This is a genomic window from Pigmentiphaga soli, assembly GCF_039541095.1.
Classification (GTDB): domain Bacteria; phylum Pseudomonadota; class Gammaproteobacteria; order Burkholderiales; family Burkholderiaceae_B; genus Pigmentiphaga; species Pigmentiphaga soli.
This window is the reverse complement of the sequence record NZ_BAABFO010000003.1, coordinates 209,947-224,610: the sequence shown is the minus strand read 5'-3', so window position 1 is coordinate 224,610 and position 14,664 is coordinate 209,947. Positions and strand designations below refer to the sequence as shown.

Genomic DNA, 14,664 nt, shown 5'->3' with positions numbered 1-14,664 from the left:
TTTTCACTCGGGCGAAAGGTAGCAAATGCTACGCTAGTTTCTCCCAGTAGTCGGCTTGCCCGTTGAAACGCAAAATCGCTGAAAAATTGATGCGTAATGCGCAAATTCATTTTCAGCGAAAGATAACGTTTCAACCAAAGCCAATGAAATCTCCCCTGCAATGCCTGATCGGCGGCCAGTGGCTGGGTTGCGCCGACAGCTTCCCCGTGCTCGACAAATTCTCCCGCCGCGAGGCATGCCGGGTGGCATCGGCCAGCCGCACCCAGGTGGCCCAGGCCGTTGCGCTGGCTCGGCGAGCCGCCGATGCGGGCCCGCCGCCGCCGGTGGAGCGCGCCCGCGTGCTGCGCGACGCCGCGCGGGGCGTGGCAGGGCGCCGCCAGGCCTTCGTCGACCTCATGGCAACCGAGGCCGGCTTCACGCGCGCCGACGCCCATGGCGAGATCGACCGCGCGATCGTCACGCTTGGCCTGTGCGCCGACGAGGCCACGCGCCTGACCGGCGACGTGGTGCCGTTCGCGGCCAGCCCCGGCTCGCACGAACGGATCGGCTTCACGCTGCGCTTCCCGGTTGGCGTGGTATGTGCGATCACGCCGTTCAACGCGCCGCTGAACACGGTGCTGCACAAGATCGCGCCGGCCTATGCGGCCGGCAACGCGGTGGTGCTCAAGCCGTCGGCCTTCACGCCGCTGACCGCGGCCTTGCTGGGTGAAGTACTGCTGGAAGCGGGCATGCCGCCGGATTTCCTGGCCATCGTGCAGGGCGACGGCGATACCGTCGGCCGCTGGCTGCTGGAAGAGAACGATATCGCGTTCTACACCTTCACCGGCAGCACGCGGGTGGGCCGCATCATCCAGCAGGCGGCCGGCCTGCGCCGCACGCAGATGGAGCTGGGCAGCATCGCCAGCACGCTGGTGTGCGCGACCGCCGATCTCGACCGCGCGGCCGAGCGCATCGCCAATGCGTCGTTCCGCAAGGCGGGGCAGGTCTGCACCTCGGTGCAGCGCCTGTATGTGCACCGCTCGGTGGCGGCCGACTTCGCGGCGCGGCTGGCCGCGCGGGCGGAACGGATGCGGGCGGGGGACCCGCGCGATCCGGCCGTCACGGTCGGGCCGCTGATCTCCGAGGCCGCCGCGGTGCGGGCCGAGCAGTGGGTCGCCGAGGCCGCCGCGGGCGGCGCCCGGGTGCTGTGCGGCGGCCGGCGCGACGGCGCCGTGGTGCCGCCCACGGTGCTTACCGACGTGCCCGCGCAGGCGAAGACCTGGTGCCAGGAGGCGTTCGCGCCGATCGTGGCGTTGCGCCCCTTCGACACGCTGGAAGAGGCGATAGGCGATGCCAATGCCACGCCGTACGGCCTGTCGGCCGGCGTGTTCACCACCGATGTGCGCGAGTGCCTGTATGCCGCCCGCCACTTGCGCTTCGGCACGGTGCAGCTGAACGAGTCCTCCAGCGCGCGGGCCGACGTGATGCCTTTCGGCGGGGTCAAGGACAGCGGCTTCGGCAAGGAAGGGCCATGGCACGCGATGCGCGAGATGACCGAGGAACGGCTGGTGGTCTTCAACCCCTGATCTCCGAGAAACCGCGATGATTTCCCTGCCTGCTGGCATTGCCAGCCATTTCTGCCCCACGCGCATTTTCGCGGGCGAGGGCGCGTACCGGGCGCTGTCCGGCATCCTGGCCGAGCACGGCGTGCGGCGCGCCTTCGTGGTGGCCGACGGCGCGCTGCTCGACGGCGCATTCTTCCGTGCCGTGTCGGCCGCCATCGCCGCCGCCGGCGCCGAAGCCACGGTCTTCAGCGAGATCCGTCCCGAACCCGACGTCGACATCGTGCACCGCGCGTTCGGCGCGCAGCAGGCCTGCGGCGCCACGCTCACGATCGCCGTGGGCGGCGGCAGCACGATCGACGTCGCCAAGGCGGTCGGCATCCTGGCCGCCAACGGCGGCCGCATCGAAGATTACGAAGGCATCGAAAAATTCAAGCTGCCGCCGCTGCCGCTGGCGGCGATCCCGGCCACCGCCGGCACCGGCTCGGAAGTATCCGGCTCCTGCGTCATCTCCAGCGCCGACGGCCTGCGCAAGATGTCGATCCGGCACGCGGCGCTGAACCCGGCGCGCTATGCCATCCTCGACCCGGCCGCGCTGGCTACCGCGCCGGCACACGTGGCGGTGCATGCTGGCGTGGACGCCTTCGTGCATGCCTTCGAGTCCTTCATCTCGCGCCAGGCCAATCCCTTCACCGACGCATTGAACCTGCGCGCGATCGAACTGATCGCCGGCAACATCCGCCAGCTGGCCGCGCATCGCGGCAACGGCGCCGCCGCGCTGGCGATGCTGTGCGGCTCGGCGCTGGCCGGCATGGCCTTCGGCCAGACGGGGCTGGGCAATGTGCATTGCATGGCGCGTTTCCTCGGCGCGCGCTTCCATTTCAGCCATGGCCTGTCGAACGCGCTGTGCCTGCCTTACGTGGCCTGCTTCAACCTGGCGGCCGATCCGGCCAAGTTCGCGCGCGTGGCGCAGGCCATGGGCGTCGATACCGCCGGCATGACCCTGCTCGAGGCCGCGCGTTCGGCGGTGGAGGCCATCGAAGACCTGTGCGACGACCTCGGCATCCCGGCCAGCCTGGCGCAGGCCGGCGTGGACCCGGCCGCCTTCGGCGAGATGGCCGACGACTGCGTGCGCGCCGGCTACGAGCGCTGGAACCCGAGGCAGACCACGCGCCAGGATTTCCTCGACCTGTTCCGCCGCGCCCACGAAGGGACGCGCTTGCGGGCATGGCGCGCGGCATCGCGGCGGACGACATGACGACCGGCACCGCAACGGGCGTGGCCGCGGACACGACGACGGCCGCCGGCGAAGCGCCGACCCGCCGGCGCGCCACCGTGAAAGACGTGGCCCGCGAGGCCGGCGTATCGATCGGCACCGTATCGCGCGTGATCCGCCAGGAAAGCAGCGTGACCGCCGACATCCGCGAAAAAGTCGAGGCCGCCATCCTGCGCCTCGGCTGGCAGCCCAGCATGGCGGCGCAAAGCATGCGCGGCGTGCGTTCGCGCACCATCGGCTTCATCTTCGCCGATATCCGCAACCCGCTGTATGCCGAAATGGTGAAGGGCGCCGAGGACCTGCTGTCCGAGCACGGCTACATGCTGATCGTGGCCAGCAGCGACGGCCGGCCCGAGCGCGAACAGGCGCTGATCGACCGCTTCTCGCGCTGGAACGTGGAGGGACTGCTGTTCTCGATCGAAGACGAAAGCCATCCGCAGGTGGCGCGCGCGCTGGCCCGCGTCGACTTTCCGAAGGTCATGATCGAGCGCGCCCACGACAACGCCGACGCCCGGGTCTGCGCCGACCACTATCGCGGCACGCTGCACGCCGCCGAATACCTGCTCGACCTCGGCCACCGCCGCATCGGCCTGATCAGCGGCGGCCGCCGGACCTGGGTCGGGCGCAGCCGGCTGCAGGCCTACCGCGACGCGCACGCCAGCCGCGGCGTGCCGATCGACCAGCGCCTGCTGCGGCTCGACAGCTTCAGCCAGTCCTACGGCTTTCGCGAAACCCAGCTGCTGCTGGGCCTGGACGAACCGCCGTCGGCCATCCTGGCGCTGGGCATGCGGCTGCTGGCCGGCGTGCTGCCGGCGGTGCGCAGCCGCCGCTGCGTGATCCCGCGGGACTTGTCGCTGGTGGTTTCCAACGACAGCGAACTGGCGCAGCTGGCCACGCCGGCCATCTCCGCCATCCGCTACGACCCGTACGCGCTGGGACGCGAGGCGGCGCAATTGCTGATGAAGAACCTGGGGCACGGCGAGCGGCTGAGCGGCACGCGGCTGGAGATTCCCACCGAATTCGTGATGCGCGAGTCCTGCGCGCGCATCGCGCCCAACCCGCCGGCCGCGCGGCCGGACGAACAACAAGGAGGTCGCTAGACCCATGAACAAGGAACGAGACGACGGGGCCGCCGCCCAGGACTGGCCCGACCGGCTGTACCGGCTGCTGAAGGACAACGGCATCACCCAGGTGGCCTGGGTGCCCGACGGCGGCCATTCGCGCCTGATCCGGCTGTACGAGGCCGATCCCGACATCCGCATCGTGCGGCTGACCACCGAAGAGGAGGGCGTGGCGCTGCTGGCCGGCACGCACCTGGGCGGCGCCAGGGGCGTGCTGCTGATGCAGAGCAGCGGGGTCGGCAACTGCATCAACATGCTGTCGCTGCCCAACATCTGCCAGATGCCGCTGCTGATGCTGGTGACCATGCGCGGCGACTTCGGCGAGGCCAACCCGTGGCAGGTGCCGATGGCGTCGGCCACGCCGGCCGTGCTGGAGGCGATGGGCGCCACCGTCAAGCGAGCCGACACGCCCGACGACATCGTCGAGACCGCCCAGGGCTGCCTGCAACTGGCCTTCCGCAGTTCGCGCATGGTGGCGCTGCTGATCGGCCAGCGCGCGATCGGCGCCAAGACCTTCACCGAAACCAAGCACTGAGGCCCGACATGGAAAAGATTCTGCACCGGCGCGAGGTCGCCTCCGTACTGCTGGCCGGCCGCGGCGACGCGCTCGTGGTAGCCGGGCTGGGTTCGCCCATCTGGGACGTGACCTCGGTGGAAGACAGCCACGCCAATTTCCCCGTATGGGGCGCGATGGGCGGCGCGGCCTGCATCGGCCTGGGCCTGGCGCTCGCGCAACCCGACCGCAGCGTGCTGGTGGTGACCGGCGACGGCGAAATGCTGATGGGGCTGGGCTCGCTGGCCACCATCGCGGTGACCCGGCCGCCCAATCTGTCGGTGGTGGTGATGGACAACGGCCGCTACGGCGAGACCGGCATGCAGCGCGCCCATACCGGGCTGGGCGTGGACCTGGCCGGCATGGCGCGCGAGGCGGGCTTCGCGCAGGCGATGACGGTGCGCACCGAAGCCGAACTGCGCGGGCTGGCGGACCGGGTCTATGCGCAGCGCGGTCCGCTGTTCGCCGCGATCAAGATCGACGAGGAAAAGCTGCCGCCCTTCGTATCGCCGCGCGACGGCGCCCATTTGAAGAACCGTTTCCGGATCGCGCTGCTGGGCGTCGAACGGGCGATGGAGTAGGCCGTGCAAAAGTACCAGGCATACATCGACGGCAGCTTCGTGGACCCGGCCGGCGGCGAGTGGTTCGAAACCTTCGACCCCTACCTGGCCGAGCCGTGGGCGCTGGTGCCGCGCTGCGCCGCGCCCGACGTCGAGCAGGCGGTGGCGGCCGCCCACCGCGAGGCCTCAGGCGGCGAATGGTCGCGGCTGACCGCCAGCCGCCGCGGCGAGCTGCTGCGCCGGCTGGGCGACCTGGTGGCGCGCGACGCCGACCGGCTGGCGCGGCTGGAGGTCAAGGACAACGGCAAGCTCTATGCCGAGATGCTGGCGCAGCTGCGCTACCTGCCGAGCTGGTTCCACTACTACGGCGGCCTGGCCGACAAGATCGAGGGCGCGGTGATCCCGCTCGACAAGCCGGGCTATATGAACTTCACGCGGCACGAACCGCTGGGCGTGGTCGGCATCATCACGCCCTGGAATTCCCCGCTGCTGCTGACCGCATGGAAGCTGGCGCCCGCGCTGGCGGCCGGCAATACGGCGGTGGTCAAGCCATCGGAATTCACCTCGGTATCGATGCTGGAGTTTGCCCGCCTGTTCAAAGAGGCCGGCTTTCCCGACGGCGTGGTCAACGTCGTGACGGGCTTCGGTCCCGAGGCCGGCACGCCGCTGGTGGAGCACCCGCTGGTCGCCAAGATCGCCTTCACCGGGTCGGACGCCACCGGCCGCGCGATCTACCGCCAGGCGGCCGGCGGCATGAAGCGCGTCACGATGGAGCTGGGCGGCAAGTCGCCCAACATCGTGTTCGCCGATGCCGACCTGCAGGCGGCGGTGTACGGCGTGGTGTCGGGCATTTTCGCGGCCTCGGGGCAGACCTGCCTGGCCGGTTCGCGGCTGCTGGTGCAGGACTCGATCTACGACCTGTTCGTCGGCCGCCTGCTGGCGTTCGCCGGGCAGGCCAAGCTGGGCGATCCGATGGCGCCCGATACCCAGGTCGGCCCGGTGGCCACGCGGCCGCAGTACGAAAAGGTGCTGGCCTATCTCGACGTGGCCCGCCAGGACGGCGCGCACGCGGCGCTGGGCGGCGGGCCGGCCGCGGGCGGCGCCTGCGGCAAGGGCTGGTTCGTGCAGCCCACCATCTTCACCGGCGTCGACAACGGCATGCGGATCGCGCAGGAAGAGGTGTTCGGCCCGGTGCTGTCGGTGTTGCGCTTCACCGATGACGACGACGCGGTGCGCATCGCCAACGACACCCGCTTCGGCCTGGCCGCCGGCATCTGGACCACCAGCCTGGAGCGCGCGCTGTCGATGCCCGCGCGCCTGCAGGCCGGCACGGTCTGGGTCAATACCTACCGCGCCACCAGCTACATGTCGCCGTTCGGCGGCTACAAGCAGAGCGGCATCGGCCGGGAGAACGGCATGGAGATGATCCGCGAATACCTGCAAACCAAGAGCGTGTGGGTCAACGTCGGCGCCGCGGTCGGCAACCCGTTCGTGACGCGCTGAAAAACATGATGATCGCGAGACAGCAATGACGACGTTCAAGCAGAGGATTGCGCTGGGCGCAATATCGTTTTCTTTCGCCCTGGCGCCCGCCTGCGGCATGGCGCAGGCGAGCTTCCCGTCCAAGCCCATCCACCTGGTGGTGCCGTTCGGCGTCGGCGGCGCGGGCGACCAGCTCGCCCGCGCGCTGGCCAAGGCCATCGCCGACGCCCACCGCGTCACGGTGGTGGTGGAGAACAAGGTGGGGGCGGGCGGCGGCATCGGCGCCGCCTACGTGGCGCGTTCGCGCGCCGACGGCTACACGGTGCTGCTGGGCACCAACACCACCCAGGTGGCGAACCGCTACCTGTTCAAGAGCCTGCCCTACGATCCGGCGCGCGACTTCGACCCGGTCACCGCCGTGTCGCGCGGCGACCAGCTGCTGCTGGTGCGGCCCGGCAGCGGCATCGGATCGGTGGCCGACCTGGTCAAGCGGGCCCGGGAGCGGCCCGGCCAGGTCTCGTACGGCAGCGGCAGTTCGTCCAGCCAGGTGGCCACCAGCATGTTCGAGCGCGAGGCCGGGGTGAAACTGCTGTTCGTGCCGTACAAGAGCAATTCGCTGGCGGTTACCGACCTGCTGAGCGGCCAGATCGACATGATGATCACCGACACCGCCACCGGCCTGGGCCACGTGCGCCAGGGCACGCTGAAGGCGCTGGCCGTGACCGGCGACGCGCGCGTGCCCGAGGTTCCCGACGTGCCGACCGTGCGCGAAGTGCTCGGCAACGATTACTCGGCCATGCCGTGGTTCAACGCGCTGTACGTGCCCAGGGGCACGCCGCCCGACATCGTCGCGCGTTTGAACAGGCTGTTCGTCGAGGCCACCTCGTCGCCCGAGGCAGACGGCTTCTACCGCTCGTCGGGGTCGGCGCGCTTCGTGACCAGTCCCGCGGAACTGGCCACGTTCCAGGCCGGACAGGACCGGCTCTGGAAGGACGCCATCGAGGCGGCAGGCATCGACCCGGTCTGATCGGCACCCATTGCCCGGCGCGCCGGCGCCGTGCTTCGGAGACCCATATGCAACTGAATCTGGAAGGGCGGCGGGCGCTGGTATGCGGCGCCAGCCAGGGGCTCGGCTACGCTTGCGCGGCGTCGCTGGCGCGCGAAGGGGCGGCCGTGTTCCTCGTGGCGCGGCGGCCGCAGCCGCTGGCCGAGGCCGTGGCGGGGCTGTCGGCGCGCGGGGCGCAGGCCCATGCGGTGGCGGCCGACATCGCCACGGCCGAGGGCCGCGCCGCCGCGCTGCGCGCCTGCCCGCGGCCCGACATCCTGGTCACCAATGCCGGCGGCCCGCCGCCCGGCAGCTACCGCGATTGGGACGAGGCCGACTGGCTGCGCGCGCTCGGCGCCAACATGCTGGCGCCGATCGAGCTGATCAAGGCCGTGCTCGACGGCATGGCGCGGGCCGGCTTCGGCCGCATCGTCAACATCACCTCGGGCGCGCTGAAGGCGCCGGCCGACGCGCTGGGGCTGTCCAACGGCGCCCGCATGGGGCTGACCGGCTTCGTGGCCGGCATCGCGCGGCTGCATGCCGGCCGCAACGTGACCATCAACAACCTGCTGCCCGGCGCCTTCCTGACCGCGCGCCTGCGCGACGGCGCGGCCGCCATGGCGCGCCACGCCGGCACCGACGCCGAAAGCCTGCTGGCCGAACGCCGCCGGGCCATTCCGGCCGGCCGCTTCGGCGAGCCGGCCGAATTCGGCGACCTGTGCGCCTACCTGTGCAGCGCGCAGGCCGGCTACATCACCGGCCAGAACCTGCTGATCGACGGCGGCGCCTACCGCGGCGTTTTCTAGACCACCACCAAAACCCGAAAGGAGACTCTGATGACCCCCATGTTCCAGGCCCGCCCGCTGGCCCTCGCCGTTGCGCTGATCGCCGCCGCCGCGGCGCCCGCCGTCCATGCCGACTCCGACTGGCCGCGCCAGCAGCCCATCACCATGGTCGTGCCCTATCCGCCGGGCGGCACGATGGACTTCATCGGCCGGTTGCTGGCGCGCGAGCTGTCCGACGCGCTCAAGCAAACCGTGGTGGTGGAGAACAAGGCTGGCGCTTCGGGCAACATCGGCACCGCCTTCGTCGCCCGCGCCAAGCCCGACGGCTACACGCTGATGGTGGCGTCGACCTCGATCGTGATCGCGCCCAGCACCTACAAATCGCTCAGCTACGACGTGCTGAAGATGCAGTCGCTGGCGCGCGTGGGCTACTTCTACGGCGCGCTGGCGGTCAACCCGAAGCTGCCGGTGGCCAACGTCAAGGAATTCCTCGACCTGATCCGCAAGCCGGGCAGCGACATCAAGTACGGCAGCGCCGGCATCGGCTCCACCGCCCACCTGTCGGGCGCGCTGCTCAATTCGATGGCGCACGGCAACATGACCCACGTGCCGTACAAGGGCGGCGCGCCGGCGGTGGTCGATACCATCAGCGGGCAGATCGACCTGACGGTCGGCTCGCCGCTGGTGGAGGTGCAGTCCTACGTCAAGGCCGGCCAGCTGCGCCTGCTGGGGCTGACTTCGCGCAACCGCTCGCCCGCCATCCCCGACGTGCCGACCGTGGGCGAATTCCTGCCCGGCTACGACTCCACCCAATGGGCCGGCGTCTATATGCCGGGCGGCACGCCGCCCGAGATCGTCGCCCGGCTCAACCAGATCATCAACGCCAGCCTGAACAAGCCCGACGTCAAGAAGACCCTGCTCGAAGCGGGCATCGAGGCCGCCGGCGGCAGCGCCGAAGAGTTCACCCGGTTCACCGCCTCGGAACTCAAGCGCTGGACGAGTATCGTCCAGGATATCGGCCTGACGCCGAACTGAGAGCGCAATGGACCAGACCTTCGACATCGTGGCGCAGGCCATCACTTCCCGCAAAAGCACGCGTGCCTTCCTGCCGACGCCGGTGGACCGCGCCTTGCTGGAACGCCTCCTGCGGATCGCCGGCACGGCGCCCAGCGGCAGCAACATCCAGCCCTGGACCGTGCACGTGCTGTCCGGCGCCGCGCGCGACCGCCTGTCGGCCGAACTGCTGGCGGCCCACGAGCGTCGCGAGCCGGAGCGCCGCGAGTACCAGTACTACCCCGTGAACTGGCGCGAGCCCTACCTGGGTCGCCGGCGCAAGACCGGCTGGGGGCTGTACGGCACGCTGGGCATCGCCAGAGGCGATCGCGAGGCCTCGGTCCGCCAGCACGGCCGAAACTACCTGCTGTTCGGCGCGCCGGTGGTGATGATCTTCACGATCGACGCCGACCTGGGCACCGGCAGCTGGCTCGACTACGGCATGTTCCTGCAGAACATCATGGTGGCCGCGCGCGGCTGCGGCCTGCATACCTGCGCGCAGGCCGCGCTGGCCAACTATCCCGACATCGTCAAGCGGCAGCTGGGCATCGGCAGCGACAAGATCATCGTCTGCGGCATGTCGATCGGCTACGAGGACGGCTCGGATCCGGTCAACGGTTTCCAGCCCGAACGCATCCCGCTGGACGAGTTCGTCACCTTCCATCAGGAGTAGCGAGGCGATGAGCCAAGACCACGCCGCCGGCAAGCCGCTGGCCGGTATCCGCATTCTCGATTTCACCCGCGTGCTGGCAGGCCCGTACTGCGCCATGCTGCTGGGCGACCTGGGCGCCGACGTCGTCAAGGTCGAATCGCCGGGCGAGGGCGACCTCACCCGCCGCCAGGGTCCGCCGTTCCACCACGGCATGGGCATGACCTACCTGGCGGCCAACCGCAACAAGCGCTCGATCGCGCTCGACCTGCGCAGCGACGACGGCCGCCGCGTGGCGCGCGAACTGGCCGGCCGCGCCGACGTGGTGCTGGAGAACTTCCGGCCCGGCGTGATGCGCAAGCTGGGGCTCGACTACGAAAGCCTGGCGCCGGACCATCCCGGCCTGATCTACGCGTCGATCTCGGGCATGGGCGCCAGCGGCCCCGACCGCGACGTCGGCGCCTTCGACGTGACCATCCAGGCCATCGGCGGCTATATGAGCATTACCGGCGAACCCGACGGCGCGCCGGTCAAGCTGGGCAATTCGGCGATGGACATCGTGGCCGGCACCAACTGCCACGCCGCCGTGCTGGCCGCGCTGCTGCACCGGGCGGCCACCGGGAAGGGGCAGAAGATCGAGACCAGCCTGCTGGAATCGCAGGTGGCTTTCCTGGCCAATGCCGCGCTGGAATACCTGGTGGCCGGCAGCGTGCCGCGCCGCTGGGGCTCGGAGCATTCGCAGCAGGTGCCGTACAAGGCCTTCCGGACCGCCGACGGCTGGCTGGTGATCGGCGCCGGCTTCCAGGGCCTGTTCGAGCGCCTGGCGCAGGCGCTCGGGCGCGAGGACTGGATTTCCGATCCGCGCTACGCCAGCCTGCCGGCGCGCGTCGAACACCGCCGCAGCCTGTACGCCGAACTCGACCCCATCGTGCGCCGACACACGACGGTGGAACTGATCGCGCTGCTGGAGCCGGCCGGCATACCCTGCGCGCCGGTGAACGACATCCGCCAGGTGTTCGAACATCGCCAGGTCAAGCACCGCGAGATGGTCGTGCCGCTGCAGCACCCGGTCTACGGCGCGTTGCCGCAACTGGGCGCGGCCGCCAAGTTCTCCGGCTTCGACATCACCGCCGGCTGGACCCCGCCGCCGCTGCTGGGCGAGCATGGCGAGCAGGTATTGCACGACTGGTTGGAGTAGCAGGCTTCCTGCGCGCTTGGGTTATGACACGGCCGCCGACCATGCCGTGTGCCGGGCCAGCGCCGCCTCGTCGGGCGCGAAGCCCAGCCCCGCGGTATCCGGCAATTCCATCCGGCCGCTTTGGGAATCGAAGGCCGGGTGGATCGGCTCCTGCAGCGTGATGTAGGGCGTTTCCAGCAGCATCGGCCGCGGGTCGGCCGCGATCAGGTGGGCCGTGGCCAGGTAGCCGGGCCCCCAGAAGTAGCAGTGCGGCGCCACGCGCACGCTGTAGCTTTCGGCCAGCGCGTATACCTTGCGCACCGCCGTGATGCCGCCGGCCTTGATCACGCTGGGCTGCACCACGTCGACCGCGCCGGCCTCGAACAGGCGCTTGAAGTCGTGCAGCGTGGTCACGTTCTCGCCGGCCGCGATCGGGGTGCCCTCGCGCCGCACGCGGGCCATCGCGTCGTAGTCTTCCGGCGGCCAGACGGGTTCCTCCAGCCATTCGAAATCCTCGGGCGCGATGCGGCGCGCCATGGCGCGCGCTTCGTCCACCGTCCAAGGGCAGTTCACGTCGAGCGCCACCCGGGTCCGGTCGCCCGCCGCCTGGCGCGCGGCCAGGAAGGCGGGCAGGGTGGCTTCGTGCAGCTTGACCTGGGCGAAGCCCGCCGCGGCGGCCCCGGCGGTATTGGCGGCCACCGCGTCGGGATCGCCGTAGCGCGCGAAGCTGGCATAGCGCCCCACCTCGGGCCGGTTGCCGCCCAGCAGCCGGTACAGCGGCAGGCCGGCGCGCTGCGCGGCGATGTCCCACAGCGCGACGTCGATCGCCGACAGCGCATAGCGCACCGGGCCGTTGCGGCCGAAGCCGTAGAAGGCGCGTTCGGCCTGTTCCATCAGCGCGCCGATGGCGTGCGCGTCCTTGCCGATGAACCAGGGCGCCACCAGGCTTTCGAGCACGGCGGCGGTGCCGGCGTTGACGAAATGGCCGAACGCCTCGCCCCAGCCCGCCGCGCCGTCGGCCGTGTGCACGCGCACCAGCAGCGATTCGATGCGGGTCCATGGCGCCAGCCCGGGCCGCAGCCCGTTGCGCGGGCCGTTGGTTTCGAAGGGCACCGACACGCGGGTCAGTTCGATGCGTCGGATGGTGTGCGGCATGGCGGTTTCGTCTGTCTGTTGCGTGGGAAGAGGGCAGGGGAGGCGTTACTCCAGCCGGATGTTGGCCTCGCGGATCACCTTGCCCCACTTTTCGTTTTCGCTGCGGATCATCTCGGTGAACTTCTGGCGCGACATGCCGTCGGGCGTGAAGGCCAGCGCCTTGAGCCTGGCGTTGACCTCCGGGTCGTCCAGCGCCGCCACCACCTTCTGGTTCAGGTAGTCGAGCACCGGTTCCGGCGTGCCGGCCGGCGCGGCCAGGCCCATCCAGCCGACCGCGTCGAAGCCAGGCAGGCCGGATTCGGCCACGGTGGGCACGTCGGGCAGCAGCGGCGAGCGCTTGGCGGTGGAGATCGCCAGCGCCTTGTACTTGCCGGCCTTGACGTTGGGCATCACGGCCGGGATGGCGTCGAACATGATGGTGGCGGTGCCGGCCAGGATCGCGGCCGCCGATTCGGAGCCGCCCTTGTACGGGATGTGCACGATGTCGATGCCGGCGCGCGACTTGAACAGTTCCATCGTGACGTGCTGGTTCGAGCCGGCGCCGGCCGACGCGAAATTGATGGTGCCCGGCCTGGCCTTGGCCTTGGCGATCAGGTCCTGCACCGACTGGTAGCCGGCCGAAGGCGTGGAAACCAGCACGGTCGGCGTCAGCGCGATGTCGGTGATCGGCGCCAGGTCCTTGATCGGCGAATAGGACAGGTGAGGGTACAGCGCGGGCGCCTGCGACAGCGGCCCGATGGTGGCCAGCACCAGCGTGTAGCCGTCGGGTTCGGCCTTGGCAGCCATGCCGACGCCCAGCGTGCCGCCGGCGCCCGGCCGGTTTTCGACGACGAAGGTGGCGCCGGTGGTCTTGTTCAGTTTCTCGGCCAGCACCCGGGCCACCAGGTCGGCCGCCTGGCCAGGAGCGAACGGCACGATCACGCGGACCGGCTTGCTGGGGTAGTTCTGGGCCTGGACCGGGGCGAAGGCCAGCGCGGCAGCCAACGAAGACGCGAGCGCGGCGAAGCGCCGATAGCGGATGGGCATGGCAGTCTCCTCGTTATGGGTTGGCGGCGGCCGGCCCGGGGAACCCGGCCGCTGCAGCGGGCACTGTAGCGAGTGGGGTCCGGCGCTGTATATCGAATTGTCGAGCGCAGGGTTGAGCGTTTGCTCAACCCTCGCCAGGCGGCGCGGCGCGATGGCGGCGCACCAGTTCGGCCAGCAGCGCCTGGGCGCCGTCGCGGGCCGCCTCGGCGCGGCGGATCAGCCCGATGGGAGCTTCCAGCATGGCGGTGTCCAGCGGCAGCACGCGCAGCGGCCCGATCAGCCCCTGCGCGCGCAGGAAGCTGCGCGAGGCGATCCACACGGCCTTGTGGCGCAGCGCGCAGGCGCTGGCGAAGTTGAGGTCGAGGATCTCGATCACGCGCGGCGGCTCGCCGATGCCGTTGGCCAGGAACAGCCGCTGCACCTCGTTCCAGACCACGGTCTGCTTGGGCGGCGTGACCAGGGTATGGGCCAGCAGATCCTGCATGCGCAGCCGTTTGCGGCGCGCCAAGGGATGGTTGTGGGCGACGGCGAACACGTACTGGTCCAGCATGATCTGCTCGAACGCCAGGCCGGCCATGTCTTCGGACGGCGGCAGGCGGCCGATGATGACGTCGACCGCGCCTTTGCGCAGGTCGTCCAGCACCGAATCCTTGGGGCCGACGATGACCTCGACCAGGCAGCGCGGGAAGTGCTCGACGAAGCCCTGCAGCACCGCCGGCAGGTAGATGGCCGAAGCGATCGGCATGGCGGCCATCCGCAGCGTGGCGGGACGCACGCGGCGCCCGCTGCCGGCCTGGTCGGCGGCGGTCTGCAGCAGCTTCAGGATCTCGCGGGCGCGCTGGCCGAACTCGGCGCCGGCGGCGGTCGGCCTCATGCCCTTGCGAGCACGCTCGAACAGCCGCGCCCCGAGGATGTCTTCCAGCTCGTTGATGGTCTTGGAAACGGCGGACTCCGTCACGCACAGCCGGGCCGCGGCGGCGCCCAGGCTGCCGCCTTCGGCCACTTCCAGGAAACACGATAGCTGGCGCAGCTTCAGCCGGGCCGCCAGGGTTGGCGACAGCGGCGGCCGGTCGGCGGCGTCGGGTTCGAGGCGGGCGGGGGCGCGCTGGGTCATGATGGGGTCGTCCGGGCTTGGGAGGCAGGGTGCGTGGCTCCGATGGTAGCGCGGCGCGGGCCGGCATCCCGGCCTGCCGGTCTTGCCCGCGCGGGCGAAGGCGCGCAAACTGCGCGCACGATTTGCG

Annotated in this window: 14 protein-coding genes; 11 read left to right on the top strand and 3 right to left on the bottom strand. The window is 70.4% G+C overall.

The genetic code is table 11. From position 1 onward, the window contains the following. Positions 1 to 143 precede the first annotated feature (143 nt). Genes ABD927_RS04700 through ABD927_RS04650 form a run of 11 tightly spaced genes read left to right on the top strand, consistent with a single transcriptional unit; the run spans position 144 to position 11,263 of the window. A complete protein-coding gene (locus ABD927_RS04700; protein ID WP_345246830.1) occupies positions 144 to 1,565 on the top strand; it encodes an aldehyde dehydrogenase family protein in 1,422 nt (473 codons plus the stop codon). Between the two features lie 16 nt (positions 1,566 to 1,581). Continuing rightward, positions 1,582 to 2,799, top strand: a complete 1,218-nt coding sequence (locus tag ABD927_RS04695) for an iron-containing alcohol dehydrogenase (protein ID WP_345246828.1) — start codon at positions 1,582 to 1,584, stop codon at positions 2,797 to 2,799. Next, the gene (locus ABD927_RS04690) at positions 2,796 to 3,917 is read left to right on the top strand and encodes a LacI family DNA-binding transcriptional regulator (protein WP_345246826.1); all 1,122 of its coding nucleotides are present in this window, start codon (positions 2,796 to 2,798) and stop codon (positions 3,915 to 3,917) included. The genes ABD927_RS04695 and ABD927_RS04690 overlap by 4 nt, the downstream gene beginning before the upstream one ends. A gap of 4 nt (positions 3,918 to 3,921) precedes the next feature. Beyond that, entirely contained in the window at positions 3,922 to 4,473 is a 552-nt protein-coding gene (locus tag ABD927_RS04685) for a phosphonopyruvate decarboxylase (protein WP_345246824.1), read from the top strand. An 8-nt stretch (positions 4,474 to 4,481) separates the two neighbouring features. Next, positions 4,482 to 5,072 (top strand): thiamine pyrophosphate-dependent enzyme, encoded by a 591-nt coding sequence (locus tag ABD927_RS04680; RefSeq protein WP_345246822.1) that lies wholly within the window; start codon positions 4,482 to 4,484, stop codon positions 5,070 to 5,072. 3 nt (positions 5,073 to 5,075) lie between these two features. Then, a complete protein-coding gene (locus ABD927_RS04675) occupies positions 5,076 to 6,554 on the top strand; it encodes an aldehyde dehydrogenase (RefSeq protein ID WP_345246820.1) in 1,479 nt (492 codons plus the stop codon). Between the two features lie 25 nt (positions 6,555 to 6,579). Further along, positions 6,580 to 7,560, top strand: a complete 981-nt coding sequence (locus tag ABD927_RS04670; protein ID WP_345246818.1) for a Bug family tripartite tricarboxylate transporter substrate binding protein — start codon at positions 6,580 to 6,582, stop codon at positions 7,558 to 7,560. A 47-nt stretch (positions 7,561 to 7,607) separates the two neighbouring features. Beyond that, entirely contained in the window at positions 7,608 to 8,384 is a 777-nt protein-coding gene (locus ABD927_RS04665; protein WP_345246816.1) for an SDR family oxidoreductase, read from the top strand. Positions 8,385 to 8,414: 30 nt separating this feature from the next. Further along, positions 8,415 to 9,398: a Bug family tripartite tricarboxylate transporter substrate binding protein gene (locus tag ABD927_RS04660; RefSeq protein WP_345246814.1), complete on the top strand. Its 984-nt coding sequence runs from the start codon at positions 8,415 to 8,417 to the stop codon at positions 9,396 to 9,398. Between the two features lie 7 nt (positions 9,399 to 9,405). Beyond that, positions 9,406 to 10,089 carry a nitroreductase gene (locus ABD927_RS04655; protein WP_345246812.1) on the top strand — a complete coding sequence of 228 codons (684 nt, stop codon included), beginning with the start codon at positions 9,406 to 9,408 and terminating at the stop codon, positions 10,087 to 10,089. A 7-nt stretch (positions 10,090 to 10,096) separates the two neighbouring features. Further along, entirely contained in the window at positions 10,097 to 11,263 is a 1,167-nt protein-coding gene (locus ABD927_RS04650; RefSeq protein WP_345246810.1) for a CaiB/BaiF CoA transferase family protein, read from the top strand. Between the two features lie 21 nt (positions 11,264 to 11,284). On the opposite strand, the gene ABD927_RS04645 is transcribed toward ABD927_RS04650, so the two are convergent. The 3 genes from ABD927_RS04645 to ABD927_RS04635 all read right to left on the bottom strand — a co-directional run bounded on the left by ABD927_RS04645 (position 11,285) and on the right by ABD927_RS04635 (position 14,537). Further along, positions 11,285 to 12,397 carry a mandelate racemase/muconate lactonizing enzyme family protein gene (locus ABD927_RS04645; protein ID WP_345246808.1) on the bottom strand — a complete coding sequence of 371 codons (1,113 nt, stop codon included), beginning with the start codon at positions 12,395 to 12,397 and terminating at the stop codon, positions 11,285 to 11,287. A 45-nt stretch (positions 12,398 to 12,442) separates the two neighbouring features. Then, positions 12,443 to 13,423, bottom strand: coding sequence for a Bug family tripartite tricarboxylate transporter substrate binding protein (locus tag ABD927_RS04640; protein WP_345246806.1), 981 nt, complete (start codon positions 13,421 to 13,423; stop codon positions 12,443 to 12,445). Between the two features lie 124 nt (positions 13,424 to 13,547). Continuing rightward, entirely contained in the window at positions 13,548 to 14,537 is a 990-nt protein-coding gene (locus tag ABD927_RS04635) for a LysR substrate-binding domain-containing protein (protein ID WP_345246804.1), read from the bottom strand. Positions 14,538 to 14,664 lie beyond the last annotated feature (127 nt).

Bases quoted from the DNA above. Each gene is read 5' to 3' on its own strand.
- ABD927_RS04700 (WP_345246830.1), top strand. From the start codon at position 144: ATGAAATCTCCCCTGCAATGCCTGATCGGCGGCCAGTGGCTGGGTTGC.
- ABD927_RS04695 (WP_345246828.1), top strand. From the start codon at position 1,582: ATGATTTCCCTGCCTGCTGGCATTGCCAGCCATTTCTGCCCCACGCGC.
- ABD927_RS04690 (WP_345246826.1), top strand. From the start codon at position 2,796: ATGACGACCGGCACCGCAACGGGCGTGGCCGCGGACACGACGACGGCC.
- ABD927_RS04685 (WP_345246824.1), top strand. From the start codon at position 3,922: ATGAACAAGGAACGAGACGACGGGGCCGCCGCCCAGGACTGGCCCGAC.
- ABD927_RS04680 (WP_345246822.1), top strand. From the start codon at position 4,482: ATGGAAAAGATTCTGCACCGGCGCGAGGTCGCCTCCGTACTGCTGGCC.
- ABD927_RS04670 (WP_345246818.1), top strand. From the start codon at position 6,580: ATGACGACGTTCAAGCAGAGGATTGCGCTGGGCGCAATATCGTTTTCT.
- ABD927_RS04665 (WP_345246816.1), top strand. From the start codon at position 7,608: ATGCAACTGAATCTGGAAGGGCGGCGGGCGCTGGTATGCGGCGCCAGC.
- ABD927_RS04660 (WP_345246814.1), top strand. From the start codon at position 8,415: ATGACCCCCATGTTCCAGGCCCGCCCGCTGGCCCTCGCCGTTGCGCTG.
- ABD927_RS04655 (WP_345246812.1), top strand. From the start codon at position 9,406: ATGGACCAGACCTTCGACATCGTGGCGCAGGCCATCACTTCCCGCAAA.
- ABD927_RS04650 (WP_345246810.1), top strand. From the start codon at position 10,097: ATGAGCCAAGACCACGCCGCCGGCAAGCCGCTGGCCGGTATCCGCATT.
- ABD927_RS04645 (WP_345246808.1), bottom strand. From the start codon at position 12,397: ATGCCGCACACCATCCGACGCATCGAACTGACCCGCGTGTCGGTGCCC.
- ABD927_RS04640 (WP_345246806.1), bottom strand. From the start codon at position 13,423: ATGCCCATCCGCTATCGGCGCTTCGCCGCGCTCGCGTCTTCGTTGGCT.
- ABD927_RS04635 (WP_345246804.1), bottom strand. From the start codon at position 14,537: ATGACCCAGCGCGCCCCCGCCCGCCTCGAACCCGACGCCGCCGACCGG.